The organism is Rhizobium sp. WSM1328, from assembly GCF_057653715.1.
The window spans coordinates 4,420,001-4,437,601 of sequence record NZ_CM172788.1; the positions used below are offsets into that span (position 1 = coordinate 4,420,001).

General features: G+C 58.4%; 9 protein-coding genes, 1 tRNA gene, 2 rRNA genes and 1 pseudogene (1 of these 13 running past the window's edge). 7 read left to right on the forward strand and 6 right to left on the reverse strand.

Annotation, left to right across the window (positions count from 1 at the left end; translation table 11 throughout):
- The 7 genes and pseudogenes from AC2444_RS21855 to AC2444_RS21885 form a co-directional block, all read left to right on the forward strand.
- Positions 1-1,827: ribosomal RNA gene (locus tag AC2444_RS21855) — 23S ribosomal RNA — on the forward strand (it extends 1,077 nt beyond the left edge of the window).
- 184 nt (positions 1,828-2,011) lie between these two features.
- Positions 2,012-2,126 (forward strand): 5S ribosomal RNA (gene rrf, locus AC2444_RS21860).
- Positions 2,127-2,256: 130 nt separating this feature from the next.
- A tRNA-Met gene (locus AC2444_RS21865) sits at positions 2,257-2,333 on the forward strand.
- A 251-nt stretch (positions 2,334-2,584) separates the two neighbouring features.
- Positions 2,585-2,953 (forward strand): IS66-like element accessory protein TnpA, encoded by a 369-nt coding sequence (gene tnpA / locus AC2444_RS21870; protein WP_012756395.1) that lies wholly within the window; start codon positions 2,585-2,587, stop codon positions 2,951-2,953.
- Between the two features lie 50 nt (positions 2,954-3,003).
- Positions 3,004-3,297: an IS66 family insertion sequence element accessory protein TnpB gene (tnpB, locus tag AC2444_RS21875; RefSeq protein WP_130665924.1), complete on the forward strand. Its 294-nt coding sequence runs from the start codon at positions 3,004-3,006 to the stop codon at positions 3,295-3,297.
- A 63-nt stretch (positions 3,298-3,360) separates the two neighbouring features.
- On the forward strand, positions 3,361-4,983 hold the full coding sequence (gene tnpC, locus AC2444_RS21880; RefSeq protein ID WP_128450348.1) for an IS66 family transposase: 1,623 nt from the start codon (positions 3,361-3,363) through the stop codon (positions 4,981-4,983).
- Positions 4,983-5,280 (forward strand): annotated as a pseudogene (locus AC2444_RS21885) (hypothetical protein). Before tnpC ends, AC2444_RS21885 begins: the two are co-directional and overlap by 1 nt.
- Before the next feature lie 462 nt (positions 5,281-5,742).
- Here AC2444_RS21885 and AC2444_RS21890 read toward each other — a convergent pair.
- The 6 genes from AC2444_RS21890 to AC2444_RS21915 all read right to left on the reverse strand — a co-directional run bounded on the left by AC2444_RS21890 (position 5,743) and on the right by AC2444_RS21915 (position 17,493).
- Entirely contained in the window at positions 5,743-9,123 is a 3,381-nt protein-coding gene (locus AC2444_RS21890; RefSeq protein ID WP_012759594.1) for a DEAD/DEAH box helicase, read from the reverse strand.
- Positions 9,124-9,256: 133 nt separating this feature from the next.
- The gene (locus AC2444_RS21895; protein ID WP_012759595.1) at positions 9,257-10,909 is read right to left on the reverse strand and encodes a GNAT family N-acetyltransferase; all 1,653 of its coding nucleotides are present in this window, start codon (positions 10,907-10,909) and stop codon (positions 9,257-9,259) included.
- 270 nt (positions 10,910-11,179) lie between these two features.
- Complete coding sequence (locus AC2444_RS21900) at positions 11,180-11,671, reverse strand: hypothetical protein (protein ID WP_012759596.1); 492 nt, start codon at positions 11,669-11,671, stop codon at positions 11,180-11,182.
- Positions 11,672-11,790: 119 nt separating this feature from the next.
- Positions 11,791-13,140, reverse strand: coding sequence for an HlyD family type I secretion periplasmic adaptor subunit (locus tag AC2444_RS21905; RefSeq protein ID WP_113547941.1), 1,350 nt, complete (start codon positions 13,138-13,140; stop codon positions 11,791-11,793).
- A 5-nt stretch (positions 13,141-13,145) separates the two neighbouring features.
- Positions 13,146-15,440: a type I secretion system permease/ATPase gene (locus tag AC2444_RS21910; protein WP_012759598.1), complete on the reverse strand. Its 2,295-nt coding sequence runs from the start codon at positions 15,438-15,440 to the stop codon at positions 13,146-13,148.
- Positions 15,441-15,465: 25 nt separating this feature from the next.
- Positions 15,466-17,493 carry a hypothetical protein gene (locus AC2444_RS21915; RefSeq protein ID WP_012759599.1) on the reverse strand — a complete coding sequence of 676 codons (2,028 nt, stop codon included), beginning with the start codon at positions 17,491-17,493 and terminating at the stop codon, positions 15,466-15,468.
- Positions 17,494-17,601 lie beyond the last annotated feature (108 nt).

The following is a 17,601-nucleotide window of genomic DNA, read 5'->3' on the forward strand; positions in this document are numbered from 1 at the left end:
TCGGCAGACACACGGCGGGTGCTAACGTCCGTCGTGAAAAGGGCAACAACCCTAACCTCCAGCTAAGGTCCCCAAGTCATGGCTAAGTGGGAAAGGATGTGAGGATCCCAAAACAACCAGGATGTTGGCTTAGAAGCAGCCATCATTTAAAGAAAGCGTAACAGCTCACTGGTCTAAATAAGGGTCTTTGCGCCGAAAATGTAACGGGGCTGAAGCCATGCACCGAAGCTGAGGATGTGTAGCAATACACGTGGTAGCGGAGCGTTCCGTAAGCTGATGAAGGGAGACCCGTGAGGGCTCCTGGAGGTATCGGAAGTGCGAATGTTGACATGAGTAACGATAAAGAGGGTGAGAGACCCTCTCGCCGAAAGACCAAGGGTTCCTGCTTAAAGTTAATCTGAGCAGGGTTAGCCGGCCCCTAAGGCGAGGCAGAAATGCGTAGTCGATGGGAACCACGTTAATATTCGTGGGCCTGGTGGTAGTGACGGATTGCACAAGTTGTTCATTCTTATTGGATTGGATGGGCAGCGGAGCGGTTCCAGGAAATAGCTCCACCGTATAGACCGTACCCGAAACCGACACAGGTGGTCAGGTAGAGTATACCAAGGCGCTTGAGAGAACTATGTTGAAGGAACTCGGCAAATTGCACGCGTAACTTCGGAAGAAGCGTGACCCCATGGTAGGCAACTATTATGGGGTGGCACAGACCAGGGGGTAGCGACTGTTTATCAAAAACACAGGGCTCTGCGAAGTCGCAAGACGACGTATAGGGTCTGACGCCTGCCCGGTGCTGGAAGGTTAAGAGGAGAGGTGCAAGCTTTGAATCGAAGCCCCAGTAAACGGCGGCCGTAACTATAACGGTCCTAAGGTAGCGAAATTCCTTGTCGGGTAAGTTCCGACCTGCACGAATGGCGTAACGACTTCCCCGCTGTCTCCAACATAGACTCAGTGAAATTGAATTCCCCGTGAAGATGCGGGGTTCCTGCGGTCAGACGGAAAGACCCCGTGCACCTTTACTATAGCTTTACACTGGCATTCGTGTCGGCATGTGTAGGATAGGTGGTAGGCTTTGAAGCGGGGACGCCAGTTTCCGTGGAGCCATCCTTGAAATACCACCCTTATCGTCATGGATGTCTAACCGCGGCCCGTCATCCGGGTCCGGGACAGTGTATGGTGGGTAGTTTGACTGGGGCGGTCGCCTCCGAAAGAGTAACGGAGGCGCGCGATGGTGGGCTCAGACCGGTCGGAAATCGGTCGTCGAGTGCAATGGCATAAGCCCGCCTGACTGCGAGACTGACAAGTCGAGCAGAGACGAAAGTCGGTCATAGTGATCCGGTGGTCCCGCGTGGAAGGGCCATCGCTCAACGGATAAAAGGTACGCCGGGGATAACAGGCTGATGACCCCCAAGAGTCCATATCGACGGGGTTGTTTGGCACCTCGATGTCGGCTCATCGCATCCTGGGGCTGGAGCAGGTCCCAAGGGTTTGGCTGTTCGCCAATTAAAGCGGTACGTGAGCTGGGTTCAGAACGTCGTGAGACAGTTCGGTCCCTATCTGCCGTGGGTGTAGGAATATTGACAGGATCTGTCCCTAGTACGAGAGGACCGGGATGGACATATCTCTGGTGGACCTGTTGTCCTGCCAAGGGCATAGCAGGGTAGCTACATATGGACGGGATAACCGCTGAAGGCATCTAAGCGGGAAACCCACCTGAAAACGAGTATTCCCTATCAGAGCCGTGGAAGACGACCACGTTGATAGGCCGGGTGTGGAAGTGCGGCAACGCATGAAGCTTACCGGTACTAATAGCTCGATTGGCTTGATCGTTCTCATTGACTATGCTCATCTCAAGGCGACCGCAAAGCGGTCGTCCTGACAAGGCGAAGGCGCCAGCCTTTGCCCGGTCCCGGCGAACACGAAGTGTTCGTCCGGTTGGAGCTCTAAAACGTGTTCAAAAACGAAGTCATAGCACTTCACCAGCTTCTCAAAACATATAGTTGCGCTTTGCCGACCTGGTGGTTATGGCGGGGTGGCTGCACCCGTTCCCTTTCCGAACACGGCCGTGAAACGCCCCTGCGCCCATGGTACTTCGTCTTAAGACGCGGGAGAGTAGGTCGCTGCCAGGTCTGCAAAACGCAACTGATGTAAAACAATCTTCTCATCACAAACTCTGCGGCCCATGCCGAACAAAAAGGGCCGCTCACAAGCGGCCTTTTGTGTTACAATACATCAGCAAATCTCAATGATTTGCTCTGGCGCGGGGTGGAGCAGCCCGGTAGCTCGTCAGGCTCATAACCTGAAGGCCGCAGGTTCAAATCCTGCCCCCGCAACCAATCCTTCCCTTAGATACTCCCAAGCCCCTGCCATGCAGGGGCTTTTTGTGTTGCCAGAAGAGAGCAATATCGCTGGCGCGAAGACTTCATCTTCGCTGGCGATGGTAGCTCCTCGTCCTGCGGACCATAACCTGAAGGCCGCAGGTTCAAATGTAACCGCCCGATTGGAACCGCCTGCCGCCTAGCGCCCTGATGGCCTAAGACACGTGTTTAACGACGTCGTTAGCGACGTGTCTTAGGCGAGGATTGCGATGCGCGTTGAAATTCTTGGGCAGGAACGTCGACGGCGGTGGCGCGAAGAAGACAAGCTTGCGATTGTCATGTCGGTTGGGGTTTCTGGAGCCACGATCACAGAGATTGCTCATCGTCATGATGTAACGCGGCAGCAGATATACGCCTGGCGTAGCGAGCTCAAGAAGAAGGGGCTGCTCCCGGTGTCTTCGAATGCATTGTTCATTCCCGTCGATCTGAATGCCGTGCAGAACGATGCCCCTAAATTGAGGGAGAGCTGCTCCGGGATGATTGAGCTACGATTGATCTGCGGCCGCACGCTTCGTTTCGAGAGTTCTATGGCTCCCGATGTCCTGACGCAGATTATCCGGGCAGTGGAAGCAGCATGATTGGGCCTGGGACCGGCGTTCGGGTGTATCTTGCGTGCGGGATCACGGATATGCGCAAGGGAGTAGAAGGCCTTGCCGCGCTTGCGCAGGATGTTTTGCGTCAGAAGCCGACTGGCGGCGCGGTCTTCGCCTTTCGCGGCAAGCGTGGCGATCGTTTGAAGCTGCTGTATTTTGATGGCCAGGGCTTCTGCCTGTATTACAAGATCTTGCAGAAGGGGCGGTTTCCTTGGCCTTCGGCATCCGACGGGACTGCCCGGCTGACGTCGGCCCAACTGGCGATGTTGTGGGAAGGGATCGATTGGCGTCGTCCTGATTGGGGTGCGCCACCGGCCCGTGTCGGGTGATTTTATCCCACTGAAACCACTGGTTTTTATGGAAATTTATCCTGTCTCGTGGTAGTCAGGATCATGTCTAGCGCGACGACAAATCTTCCGGACGATCCAGCCTTTCTCAAGGCAATGATTGCCGCTTTGCAGGCGGAAAACGCGAAGATGTCGGCCACATTGCAGGCGCATGATCAGTTAATCCAAACGCTGCGGCTGCGCATTGCCAAGCTGAAGAAACAGGTCTTCGGCAAGTCGTCTGAAAAGATTGAGCGTGAAATCGAGCAGTTGGAACTGGCGCTTGAGGATCTGTTGATCGCCGCCGCTGAAGGCAGTACGGCGCCAATCGATGAACCTGATGAGGCGGCGTCTGTTGTTCCCTTGGCGGATACGTCTGAAAAGATCATGCGCCGGCGCCCACGCGTCTCGGACAAGGCGGTTCGCGAGCGCCGAGAGCTCGATCCTGGCTCCTGCTGCCCGGAATGCGGAGGTGAATTGCGTCTTGTCGGTGAGGACGTCAGCGAAATCCTCGACATGATCGCCGCGCAGATGAAAGTCATCGAAGTTGCTCGACTGAAGAAGTCCTGCCGCTGCTGCGAGAAAATGGTGCAGGTGGCAGCACCCAGCCGCCCGATACCGGGCAGCATGGCCGGCGCTGGCCTCTTGGCGTACATTCTGGTCTCGAAGTTCGACGACCATTTGCCACTGTACCGTCTGAACGAGATCTTCGCCCGCATGGGCGCCGACATTCCCGACAGCACGATGGTTGATTGGTGTGGTCGCGCCATGCAGGTTCTGCAGCCTCTCATCGAGCGGATCGAAACGGCGGTCATGGCAAGTGACCTGCTTCATGCGGACGACACCCCGATCAGGGTGCTGGATCGCTCGCTGCGAGACAAGGGGTTGGGCAAGGGTGTGAAGAAGGGCAGGATCTGGACGTATGTCCGCGATCAGCGTCCATGGGCAGGCAGTTCCCCGCCCGGTGCAGTCTACTATTTTGCTCCTGACTGGAAAGAAGAGCACGTCCACCGCCACCTCAAGCAATCAAGCGGCATCCTTCAGGCTGACGGCTACAAAGGATATGGCAAGCTATACTCGCCTGGAGAAAAGGGAGAATCTCGCTTCAAGGAAGCCGCCTGCTGGGCTCATTGGCGACGAGACTTCCACGATATCTGGACATCAAACAAGTCCGAGATCGCGCGAGAGGCTCTTCATCGCATCGGAGCGCTTTACGACATCGAGCGTGGCATCAATGGGCAGCCTCCTGAGATCCGTCTTGCTGCGCGTCAAAAGCAGAGCAAGCCTAAGGCCGATGCATTCCGCCACTGGGCTGAAGCTCAACTCACGCGCATTCCGGGCAAAAGCGATCTGGCGACAGCTTTCCGCTACGGATTGAGCCGATGGTCTTCGCTCTGTCTGTTCCTCGAAGACGGTCGCGTTGCGATCGACAACAATGCCGCCGAGCGGGCACTGCGTCCGATAGGCCTGGGAAGACGAAACTGGCTCTTCGCGGGAGCCGATACGGGAGCGGAGACCTTGGCACGCGCCATGACGATCATCGAGACGGCAAAGATGAATGGTCTTGATCCGCAGGCCTATCTGGCAGACGTGCTCGATCGCATCCACGATCACAAGATCAATCGGTTAGACGAATTGCTTCCGTGGAACTGGTCGGCGATCACCACAATCGACGCGAAGGCAGCCTGATGGCGACAGTCACCTACGTCCGTACGATCAAATTTGTTGCCGAAATCCTCGAAGAGGACCCGGAGCTTCTTCAGGCAATTGTCTCCAACGATGATAATCTGAGCTACGGCAGCATCATCTCCGTGTACACCGGAGACGACGAATCGGTGACCGCACTGACGGACGACGGCATGGACGAATTGGAGCAGATGCTCAAAGATGCCCGCCGCTCACCCCAAGAATGGAACGACTGTCCTCGACAGCTTTGTTGACGACGAGCTGCTCGTCGCTCGCATCAAAGCAAAATCTCGGCGGTAGCAATCGGGCGGTTACGTTATCCTGCCCCCGCAACCAAACAAATAGCCGCCTTCAGGGCGGCTTTTTGTTTGGTAACGGGTCGAGGGTTTAATGCCTAATCAGGGGCCCGCAAGAAGGCAAAGCCGACGCAGCGGGACAGAAAACTACAAAGCCTGCCCCCGAAACCAAATCCTTCCTTTTAAAGATCAGCATCTACCTTCTTATCGCTGGCGGAAAAGCTTCGCTTTCCCTGGCGATGGTAGCTCCTCGTTCGCAGAGCTCACCATAACCTGAAGGGTGAGCGGTCGATCGGGCCCGCCCGATAAAACAGTCCACTGAACTGTTTAAGACCCAACGGGGCAAAGCCTCAACCCGAAACCAAATTCCCAATAATACGCAAAAGCCCGCCTCGTGCGGGCTTTTTGCGTTTGGCCAGATGTGGTCGAGGCAAACATCCAGGATCAGTAATCGGATTCGGATCCTTCAGTTCAATTCATTCCGGGCCAGGAATTCGGCTGCCTGTATTGTCTTCAAGGCACTCGCTGTCTCCCTGAAGTAAGGCAGGGTTTCCCAGAGGGTGCGATCGCCGACGATATAGAAGCGGCGTTTGGCGCGCGTCAGGGCAACGTTCAACAGGTTCGGCTTCGATGCGGCCCAGGCTGCAGCCCCGCTATGAGCGGCATCGGCGCCGAGCACCATGAAAACCACGTCTTCTTCCTTGCCCTGGAAGGTATGCACCGTGCCGATCCTTTCCTTCAGCCACTTCGACAGTCTTGGCGGAGCCGAGCGCGTATTTCCGTTCCAATCAACCCATGTTGCATGGGCCAGAGCCTGCTTCAGACTGTTCTTGATCTCCTTGAACGGCGAAATGATATAGAGGTCTGGCAATCCGCCGTCCCGGCGATAAGTGGCGGTGAGGAGATCGACGATGAAGCCCGTTTGTTCTGGAACGGCCTGTTTGCCTGACACCCTTCCCCTGACGTCGATCCAGGCGCTGTCGCCATAAAACGGCGGAGCGTCACCGGCCGGCCGGCGCTCTTCCAGCCCGAAGACCATCTTGTTCTGATAGGCGATCTGGTTGGCAAGGCCAAACATCGGATCGATGCAGCGCCGATGTACCCTGAGGGGACTGCCGATCCAGAGCCCATCGGCCTCCTCGCCCGAGACCGTCGTCCCATAGCGGTTGTTGGCATCGGCCAACATCTGCACCGACGCACTGTTCGGCGAATATTGTCCTGCCGCCGTATGCGGCGAGAGAGCCGAGGTGGCGGTGATCAGCGCGCTGGGCAGCGTGAAGACCGGTTCGATCTGCTGGGGATCACCGATCACCATGACGCGCCGCGCCCGCAACAGGGCGCCGACGGCCGCCTGCGGCACCGCCTGACCAGCTTCATCGATGAAGACCCAGCCGACCGAGCCGGTGTCGAGACCGTGGAACTGCCGGGCAAAGGAGGCGAAGGTTGTCGAGACGATGGGAACGATCATGAAAAGGCTCTGCCAGATCAACGCAATGTGCTCGCCGTCGGCGGGACCGTTGTTGGAAAGCAGTTTGTTGATGGCGACGATGTTCCCTCCAAAACCTCCGCCTTTCTTGCCCACATCCGCCAGCCACGCTTCATGCAGCGTCAACGCTGCTTCCAACAATGCCGAACGCAGACCTGCCAGTTCGTCCTGATGCCACAGACCGTCAATCTGGAACTGATCGGTCTCGAGATCGGTCAGGCGACCAGGTAGGGTGGGGTGATTGAGAATTTCCCCTAGGCGGCCAAACTCCTCCCTTTTTCTGGACCAGATTTCTCGTTGCGACCGCAGTGCCTGTTCGGCACGTCGATGTCTCCGCAAAGACTGTTCCAGCGCAGGTCTGAGGGTTTTCGTAAGGTGATGTTCGCATTCCGCCAGCGCCTTGCGCAGTTCCAGCTGTCTTCGTGCATTGGCGACGACATTGTGCCGATGCTGCCGGGCAGGGTTGGTCGACAGCACTTTCTCCCACCACGCAGGAGCGCCTCGGTCGAGCAGCAGTTCCTCCTCCTTCAGAGGAGACAACCCTTCCCTGAGGCGGAGCATGTCGGCGGCAACCATATCGCATCGGTCCTGTGCGTGTCGAAGTTCGGCCGCACCTGCTCTGACCTTTTCAAGCGCCTCGCGGCAGAAACCATCCTGCGAAACCAGGGCGATTTCGTCATGGAGATCGGCATAGCGTGCATATTCGCCGATCTTGTCGCGAACCACCTTGTCGGCGGCCTGAAATGCCGCCGATGCTTCGGCGAAGTTTGGTCCCTTATAACCCTTTAGCCACTCCCAGATGGTCTGTGGTTTGTCGGCACCGGACCAGCCGGGCTTCGGCCTTTCGGCGATCTCCATGAAGGCGAAACGTTCCTTGAAAGCTCGGCGATTCCGGGAATTGCCGAGCGCACAGGCGATTAGCCCCCATGGGCGGTCGCCGTCCGAGAGCCTGACGACCGCCCCATTGTCCTTCTGGCAAGCGACTTTGTGCGCGATGGTCTGCAGATATTGGAAGGAAGACGTTCTCGCGACCGAGCTTCGCTTCGGAAGGTCGCGCGAAATAATCTCCACGGCGGCGTTGTTGGAGGAGGCGACAACCATTTCGAATCCTGCCAGGGCCGGGATCAGCGCCGATATCGTGGCAGTGCTCCGGTCCGCGAAAATGATGCGGCGCGGCGCGCCATCGAAGGCTTCGCGCGCCGTCTTCAAGGAGGCCAGGATGCGAGCGCGCCGAACGATATTATCTGCGAACATGTCGCGAAGCAGCGTCGTCTTTCCCGTCCCTGGCGGGCCGTTGACCGAGAACAGTCCCGTTTCCGACAGCTCGTCGATTGCCGAATTGATCGCGAACTGTTGCATCAGGCTCATGGCGTGGTGAGGTTCGCTGAGCCAGCGCCCGCGGTTGAGTTTTCCAGGATGCAAGGCCCGAACGATCGCCCGGCGTCCATCCTCCGAGTAGAGGTCGATCCGTTTCTCATGCACCAGCGGGGTGAGATATTGCCTGAGCGGCGCGGGGATATCGCCATGCGTGACGCGTATCATCGCCCGCTCGATGTCCTCGATGAAGAAGCTGTTCAAGATACCGATATCGTCTTCAGCACTGGTACTCTCATCCTCCTCGTCGTCGGCATCGAGCGCATTGCTTTCCGGCGGTGGTGGCAAGGAGATGAACTCTGATTTTTCCACCCGGTCCCGGTAACGCATTTCAACAGCGGCAATGGGTTTCTCCTGCTTCGAGGCAAAGCCGGCCCAATCGCAGAGCAATTCATGCAGCGTCAGGATTTCGGCAGCATCGATCGGCTGATCGGTCGTGTCCTCGGAGGATGAAGATCTCAGATGCCGCTGCGCCCGAAAGTTTTGAAGCAATTCCGAGAGTTGCCGCTTGCTGTCGGCAAATGCCTGGTAGCCGAGCGAGGAGAGGCCGGATTTCCGCACCCGTCCCAGAGCCCATGGCAGCGTGGAAACTGAAAATGTTTCGAACAGCGGCTGTCCCAAGGGAGAGAGCTGCAAGCTGGCAAAGCAGGTATCGCCATCGAGGTCGCTGCGTTCGGCGTCGTCATATTCGGCGGTATCGGTCGCAACGCAATCGAAGTGTCTGCGAATATCGGCAATTTCGGATTTGCTGAAAACGCCGAGGAACAGGGTAAAACCCGTGATCTGCTTCTCCTCGGGGATCGCTGGACGACTGAGTGCGGCACCGTCATCGCCGAGCGTTTTCGCATGCAACCAGAAAACACTTCGGCCTTCACCGGAGACGATACGACTGGAGAGATCGTAAGGAATGAAGAACTCGATTTTGTGCCAGAAATCGAGAATGGCCAGAAGCCGTTCCCTTTCGGCGCCGTCTGCATTCGTCTGCATGACTTCTCACTGAGGAGTTGCAAAAATAGGCTCGCGCTTCTTTTAGCAACGATCGCAGCGCAAAATCAAAGACCATGGTGACTGTGCGTCCCGGAGCTGCCGGACCGCATTTCCGCACCATGGCGAAACCACATCAATGCAGACGTGGCCGGCGTCGCTCGCTGAGCTGCCGTCCTCGGTTCCAGCGGGCGATGGTCTCCGGCACGACGTCCGTCTTGCCAGCGGCGGGCTCGGTGATCGAGCGCAGGCGTTCGAGGGCAACGCCCGCCTTGGCGGCATAATCGAGTGCGGTCGGATCGTCCGAATGCACGTCCTGGATCGCGGCGAAAACCGCCTCCGCCTCGGCCAGCCGTTTGCTCGCCGCAAGGGCGATACCACGCTTGTAATGCGCCTGGATGAGATGCGGCCCGATCTCGCCGATCTGACGGAAAGTCTCTGCGGCCTGCTCATATTGATGCAGCGCAAGTTGCGTGTCGCCAAGCCGCATTTGGATCGGTGTCGGGTCGGGTGCTTGCTCGACGAGAGCCTTGTAGGCAGTCAATGCCTCCGTCAGTTTGCCTCGGTCGAACAGCAGATTGGCGAGCCCGAATTCCGCGCCGGTATGGCCTGGCGCCGATTGCAGGACCTGGTTGAAGGCGATCTCCGCCTTGCTCCGGGCTCCATTGCGGTACATGTCGAGCGCCTGTTCATAGACGAAACGAATGCTGCGCGGGTTGAGCGCGCCATGCAGGTTCTGGCCGTTGCGGGTGCGGAACAGGGTGCAGCTGATCCGCCTTTCCTCCACCCCGAACATGTACTTATAGGGTTCGTTTCCGCGCAGGAAGTCATAGGTCTTGAAGCCCTGCTCGATCGCCCGCCGGATGCAGTAGCCATGCAGGATGAGGCCGGGAGACGGCGTCTTCCAGTTCTCGTCGCGGCCGGTGATATAGAAGAGGATGGCCTTCTTCTGCCGGTCGACGATATTCGCCAGCGCGCCGAGCGGCTGGTCGCCATACCAAAGGACCGGCACCTCGAGATTGCCGCAGTTGAAGCTGTCCATCAGCATCTCGCGCGTGGTGACGATCAGCCGCTCGGTCCGCTCTGCGCCCTTGCGGGCACTCCATTTGATCCGCCAGAGATTGAAGAGGGTGTCCAGGTCCCGATCGATGGTCTCGGGAGTTGCCATCGTGATCCTGTAAATATCGTCGCCTTCGACCTTGCGCAGGAACCGCCGGAGCTTCTGGCGCGTCTGGCTGCTCATGCGCTGCTCGAGATAGTCGTCGAAGCTTGCCGGCAGGGGGACGATGGGACAGATCGTATTGTCGATATTCTCGCTGTTCTTGGGCGAGCTGTCGCGAAACATCACTTCCGGTCCCTGCAGCGCCTCGATCATCTTCTCGCGCCGGCTGGCAGGACCGCTGAAATATTCGAGTTTCAGGTCGGTCCAGTTTTGATGTTTGATAAACGAAGCAAAGCCCGCAATGGCGTGATGCTCGTAATCCGGCCTGACGATGAAGCCGGTATAATCGGCCGCAAAATTCCCGGCCATGATGATCTCGTCATAGAAGAGCCCGGTCTTTTCGTTCAGATGCGTGATGAGGCGCAGCGGAAGGAAGGCGACATAGGGTGCTTCGGGATCGCGTTCGCGAAGGGCGAGGATGAACCAGCGGCGTCGGCGCGACAGATAGTTCTTCAGCCATATCCAGGAGAGGAAATGCTGCGCGTCTGGATCTTCCAGGAAGACCTGATCCCAGTTCTCGCGCACCGCCTCGAACCCCGCAATGGTATCGATGATATCTATGCGCATGTCCGCCCCCCAATACCCCATACGTCACTTGGGAGGTTTCATTCTAAAGGGAAACACCGATCTTCAAATAAACCGTCCGGATGATTTGAGGCGCCTAAATGGGATTAGTCCTGAGCCCGGCGCATAACCCAAAATCGCAATCGGTTTGGTCAAAATCATATACAGATTCAAAGCGATAGAGCCAAACGCGTCCTGAAGGATGCCGAGCTTCAACGGACTTCGCCCGAAAGTGTGCAGCGGTTTTGAGAACATGAGTACATAAGGATTAGATCAGAGCTCGCCGGAGATCCGCGGGCTCGCATGGATGAAGGCCCAGAGCGTCCGGCTGATGGCGACGATCTCGGCGATCGACTTTTCCAGAAGGTCGAGCTCGCGCGCGTCCATCTGTTCGATCTTGCCGTAGCGGATCTGCTTGTCGTCCTCGACGAGCCGCATCAGCTGTGTGCTCGAGATCTCTCCCTTTTCGTCGAAGGAATAGATGCAGTGATTGTACTTGTTGCGTATCTTGGATTCTTTCTTCAACCGCGACATGGCTGAAAGGATCGCCTTCCGGTCGGAAGGGGAGGTCGAAGCGAGCTTGGACAGCCGTTCGATGAGATCGATCCGTGCGCGCGTGGTGTTCAGCGTCAGGAACACGACGATTGCTGCATCCTTTTCCACCCGGAGAAGATGGGCGATGATGTAGATCAGCAGGCTTTCGGTGTTCGTCCAGACATAGTTCAGGCGGCCGACCCGCAGCAGGACATCGGACATCGCCGCCATGCTTGACCCTTTCTCCCCGGAGGGAATCCATCCCTCAAGGGATGACATGTGGACATTACATTAGAACAACGCGCAAGTCCGTCATATCTACAGGTCCGCCCGTGCCGGATCGCGAGCGATCAGCGCTCCTTGAATGCCCGGGACATGCTGTCGGTGATCGGTTTGCTCAGATATTCGAAGAAGGTGCGTTCCGATGTCTGAATCAGCACTTCGGCCGGCATGCCGGGAACGGGATGGAAATTGTGCACCCGCGCAATCTCGGAATCGGGTATGCCGACGCGGACGATATAGACGTCCTTGACCGAAGCTCCCGAATTTTCCTCGATCGAATCGGCCGAGACGTAGAAGACCTTGCCCTGCAGAACAGGGGTCGTGCGCCGGTTGAGCGCCGTGAGGCGGATGGAGGCCGTTTCTCCCTCATGCAACTGGTCGATCGAGGTGCGCAATACCTGCGCTTCCAGGATCAGCGGCACGTGCGACGGCAGGATTTCCATGATCGGCTTTCCTGTCGTGATGACACCGCCGGCTGTGTGAAAATAGGAGCGCACCACCGTGCCCGACACCGGCGAACGGATAGTGGTCCGTTCGAGCACGCCGGCGGCCTCGCGCATCTGTTCGCGCACACTGTCCAGATCGGTTTCGGCGGTCTCGAGTGCATCGAGTGCCGCCTGCTTGTTGGAGTTGACGGCGATGACGGCTTCCTGGCGGAATTTGGCGATCTCGGCCTCGCTCTCGTTGAGCTCGCCGTTCAGTCGAGCAATGTCGCCCATCGCATCGGCGATCGCCCGCTCGATTGCCAGCAGATCCGTCCTGCGCATATAGCCGACCTTCACCAGCCGAGCCTTGGAGTCGCGTTCCTCGGTCAGCAGCGACAGCTGCCTTTCGAAGGAATCTCTCTGGCCCCTATAGCCGGCGAACCGGAATTCCAGCGACGCGATGTTCTTCCCGATCAGATTGAGCTGCTCTTCGAGCTTGATCTGCTTGCTGTGGAAGACGACGTTCTGGCTCTGGATGATCGCGTTGATATCGGGATCGCTGGCCTCCTTCGTCACGATATTGGGAAGCTGGAGTTCACGCAGGCCCTGCGCTTCGGCACGGAGCCTTGCGACAATGGCTTCCAGGCGCAGACGGCGAAGCTGCAGCATCCGCTCGTTTGAGCGGGATGCTGTAGGATCGAGGGTCAGCAGGATATCGCCTTCCTTGACCGTATCGCCTTCGCTGACGCGCATCTCCTTGATGATGCCGCCTTCCAGATGCTGGACGATCTTGTTGTTGCCGGTCGCGACGAAGCTTCCCTGCGCGATAACGGCGGAGGCGAGCGGCGCCGTCGCCGCCCAGAAGCCGAAGCCTCCGAACGAGGTGAAGAGAACCGTCAGGCCGACGATGCTGTGCATCCGGATTGAGCGCGGCACGTCGCTATACCATTCGAGCTGCACCGGACCGGCCGTCTCCTGATTTTTCCGTCCCATGTCGTTCATCCCTCGATGCGCGGTGCTTGTTGACCGTTATTGCCGTTGTTCTTGGAAAGCGCCTGCAGCACCTCGATCCTTTCCCCGAACATGGCGACAGTACCCTCCTTGAGCACGAGGATCTTGTCGACGCATTGGAGAAGGGCCGGGCGCTGGGTGATGGTGACGGTGGTGATGCCCTGCTTCTTGGCGTGTATCAACGCCTTGGCAAGAGCTGCCTCGCCTTGTGTATCGAGGTTCGAGTTCGGCTCGTCGAGGACCACGAACTTCGGATTGCCGAAGAAGGCGCGGGCCAGCGCGATGCGCTGCTTCTGGCCGCCCGAAAGCGGAGCGCCGTCACCCGCCACAATTGTTTCGTAGCCCTGCGGGAAGCCTGCGATGAGTTCGTGCACGTCAGCGAGCACAGCGGCCTCATAGATCTGGTGATCGTCGACGTCGTCACGCATGCGGCAGATATTGGCCTTGATCGTACCGGGAAAGAGCTGCACATCCTGCGGCAGATAGCCGATGCTTTCGCCGAACTGGCGCTGGTCCCAGTTGCGCAGATCCATCAGGTCGAGGCGAACATTCCCCGATGTCGGGACGATCGAGCCGACGAGCATCTTGCCGAGCGTCGTCTTGCCGGACCCGGAATTACCGATGATCGCAAGTGATTCCCCCTTCCTGAGCGAGAACGAGATGCCGTTGAGAATGACCTTCTTCTGCGGCGGCGGCACGAAGAGAATGCGTTCGACATCCAGCCGGCCTTCGGGATTGGGAAGACGCAGGCGCGGGAAGTTCAATGGGGAGTTCAACAGCAGTCCTTTGATCCTGCCATAGGCGGCTGCCGATCGGTTGAACTGATGCCAGCCTTCGATGGCGCCTTCGATCGGCGCCAGGGCGCGTCCCGAGATGATCGAGGACGCAATCACCATGCCGCCCGTCAACTCACCGGAGAGCGACAGATGCGCACCCCAGCCCAGCAGGGTGATCTGGGTGATCATGCGGCAAGCCTTCGATATGCCGGAGAAGATGATGTTGCGGTCTTGCGCTTCGACTTGCGATTTCAGCGAGCCCGCCGTTTCCCGGCCCCACATCTTCACCGCCTCGGGGATCATCGCCATTGCGTTGATAATCTGCGAATTGCGCGACATGGAATCGAGATGGAAATTTGCCCGGCTGAGATAGCCGTTGGATTCGGCAAATTGCCGGGCGGTGAATTTCTGGTTCAGATAGGCGATCACGAAAAGCACCGCGCAGCAGACCATGATGATGATGCCGAGATGCGGATGCACGAAATAGACGACGACCACGAAGAACGGCATCAGCGGCGCATCGAGAAACGCGATCAGCGTGCCGGATGTCAAGAAGCCGCGCAAAAGCTGCAGGTCCTGCAGCGTCTGATAATCCTTGCCGCTGCCATGCAGCGACGCCCTCGCTGCGGCGCTGAGGATCGGCGCGCCGAGCTGAACTTCGAGCTCCACCGCGGTGCGCATCAGGATAAAGCGCCGCACCGTATCCATGAAGGCCTGCAGCAGCACGGCGCCGATCACGGCGATCGAGAGCATGACGAGCGTGTCGACGGAGCGGCTTGTCAGCACCCGGTCGGATATCTGGAAGAGATAAAGCGGTATCGCCAGCAGAAGGACGTTGATGGCGACCGTAAACACCATTACGACCACCATGTTGCGCCGTACCGCCACCATCCCGCGCGAGAGGCTGGCGGCGAAATTCACAGGCTCGCTGCGCTTGTGAAAACCGCCGCCGCTTCCCCCGCCCCCGCCCCCGCCGCCCCCGGGATCGGAATTCTTGCCGTTTCCGCCGCCGCCGGTGCGCAGCCGCCTGTCGTTCTCGCTGATCGGACCGCTTTCTCCTTCGATGGTCTTGCCGAAAGGCATCGTCGGGCTCGATTTAAGCTCGGTCTTCTCTGTCGGCAGTTCGGGGGCCACCCGTGCTTCGATCTGCGGCTGGGCCGGCGCTTCCGCCGGTTTTGCTGTCGCCGGGCCCTGCGCCACCGCGACAGCAGGCGCCGTTTCCACTTTAGCTTCCGGCACCGCCGTCTTTTCCGGGAGGGGCGCCTGCGTTGCGCTTGCGCGTCCGGTATCGGCAGCCTCGGTTGCTGCAGCTTCGGACGTCTGCTTGCCGCCATCAGACGAAGCAGCGGCACCGCTCAGCCTGCGAAGGTTCTCGACCGCCTCGTCGATCGCCGAGATGCACAAATCGGTCATCGTCGCTTCCGAAGGGGCAGCGGAGGGAATAGTGCCCGATCTCAGATCGAGGGCGCTGCCTGCCGCAAAGATTTGTTTCGAAATCTGGTTCATCGTGGTTCCCTCGCAATACTCAAGGTCACGCGACCATGGCTTGCATTACGTCGGCGGGGTGCGTCGACGACCATGAAAAATCATTCCCGGCATTGATGACGCCGTCAGCGCAATTGCCGCCCGCCGGATCGTCGTTGTCGAGAAAGGCGATGACTTCGTTGGCGAGCCTGTCGTCGGCCGGCTGCGGCTGTGTCGTGTCATGCTCCACCAGCCCGCCCTGAATGAGGATGGCGTCTGAATAGAGCTGGCCTGCCAGATAGGTCGTCTGGCCGAAACTGTCGTAGTCGACGATTTCGGCGATGTTGACGACCGCATTGCTGCCCGTGTCGATCGTAACCGTTGCGTCGGGATTGTTTTCGAGGATGGTTGATGCCGCCAGGGTCACATCGTCGGAATCGCCGAGGATGCTGACCTGTTTTATGATCGTCATGTCGTAGAGATTGCCGGTGATATAGAGCACATTGAGGCCGGCATAGCCCTGGAAATTCATATCGAAGGACAGCCCTTCCGGCATGTCGGGATCGCGGTCCTCGATCGCCTTCTGCGTCGCGACCATGTAGTCCGGCATGGCCGCGAACGGGCTGTCCGTCCCGACATTGTGGATCGAGGCGAAATTCCAGAGCAGGTTGTTGCCGGTCTGTATGTCGGCGCCGGGATCGACGCCGTCTTCGGCCCGCACCCAGTCATTGTCGTAGAGCAGCGAGATCTGCGTGATGCTGTTGATGTCGAGCACATTGCCGCCGATGATCACCAGATCATACTGCATGCCCATCCCGAAAAAGGAGGAGAAGTTGATGGAGGTATTGCCGCCGGTCAGAACCGTGGCTTCGGATCCAGAAGTGGTGACCGTCATCGTGTCGTTGTCGGTGACGAAGTGATATTGCTCGATCCACTGTACGAAGGAGACGTCGCCGTCGATGACGCTGACGCGCCAGCTGTTCGGGAAAGTCGGCTCGACAGCATCGTTGTCGGCATGGCTCGATGCTTCGAAGGTGCTGTGTTCGAAGAGGGCGATATTCTTGGCGACCGTTCCCGCGTCATCGGCGGAATGGCCGGATGAATGCAGCGTCGAAGCAATCTCGTCGTTGTCGCTGTAGACAAAGGCTTGGGAGATCGCGTCGATCTGGTGATAGTTGCCCATCACCGCCGTGACCGAGGCGATGACGCCGGTATTGATCACCGAGGCGACGTTGACAAGGAGGTTTGCACCGGCGGTCACATCAAGGCTGTTGCCACTCGGGTCGGTCTGCTCGACGGATGTACTGCTGTCGTCTGGTTCTTCCTGGAGCTTGGCGAGACCGCGGTCGGGCAGGAAGTCGTCGAGGACAGGGATATCGGTCGTCTCCTCGCCGTTGACATAGACCGTGTCGTTCTTGGGGGCGGTGGTGCTGAAATCATGCGTCGCGTCGCCGCTGCTGGGCGAGGCCGGCCCACTGTCCTTGCTATTCTGGATATAGCTTTCGAGATCCTCGGCGATCTTCAGCGCGCCATCATAGGTATCTGTCCGGTGGAGGCTCGCAAAAGGCGTGAAGATCTCGGCCTCGGTGCTGAAATCCGCGAGCCGCTCGATGACGAAACTCGTGTCTCGAAGGGGATGGACGCCGTCCGTCATATCCAGATAATCGTCGTCGTAGAGGACGTTGACCTGGAGGACATGACTGATCGCCGAACCAGGCCCGGCAAAGACTGTCAGTTCCGGCTCATCCGTGAGCACGATATCCGTAGGATCGCCGAAATGCGGTAACGGGATGTCCTTTCCGGCAATCGCCGCCAGCTTCTCGAGGCTCTCTTCGAAGACGCGGCCGAAATGGCGCGCCGGGCCAAATTCGATGTCGTAGCTGCCGCTTTTGTAGATGATGCCCGGATCGTAGTCCTTGAGCTGGAGATCGGAAGAGAAGGCGGCGGTAAAGGCATCCTGATCCGGCAGAGCCGGTCCATCCGCGCCCGGTCCTGCACCTTCGGCATAGTTCGTACGCAACCGCATCTCGTCGGTCGTCATCTCGAAGAGACCGATGAAGTGCGCAATGATTTCCGAAATCTTCTCGATATGCATGGTTCGGCCCTCCCATTCGAGATGACGATCGGCCTTGGAGGCACCCGCCGGGAGCCGTCGTGTGGTCGTCAAATCGTTTTCAAGCAGTCAAACTGCACCGGCTAGAGC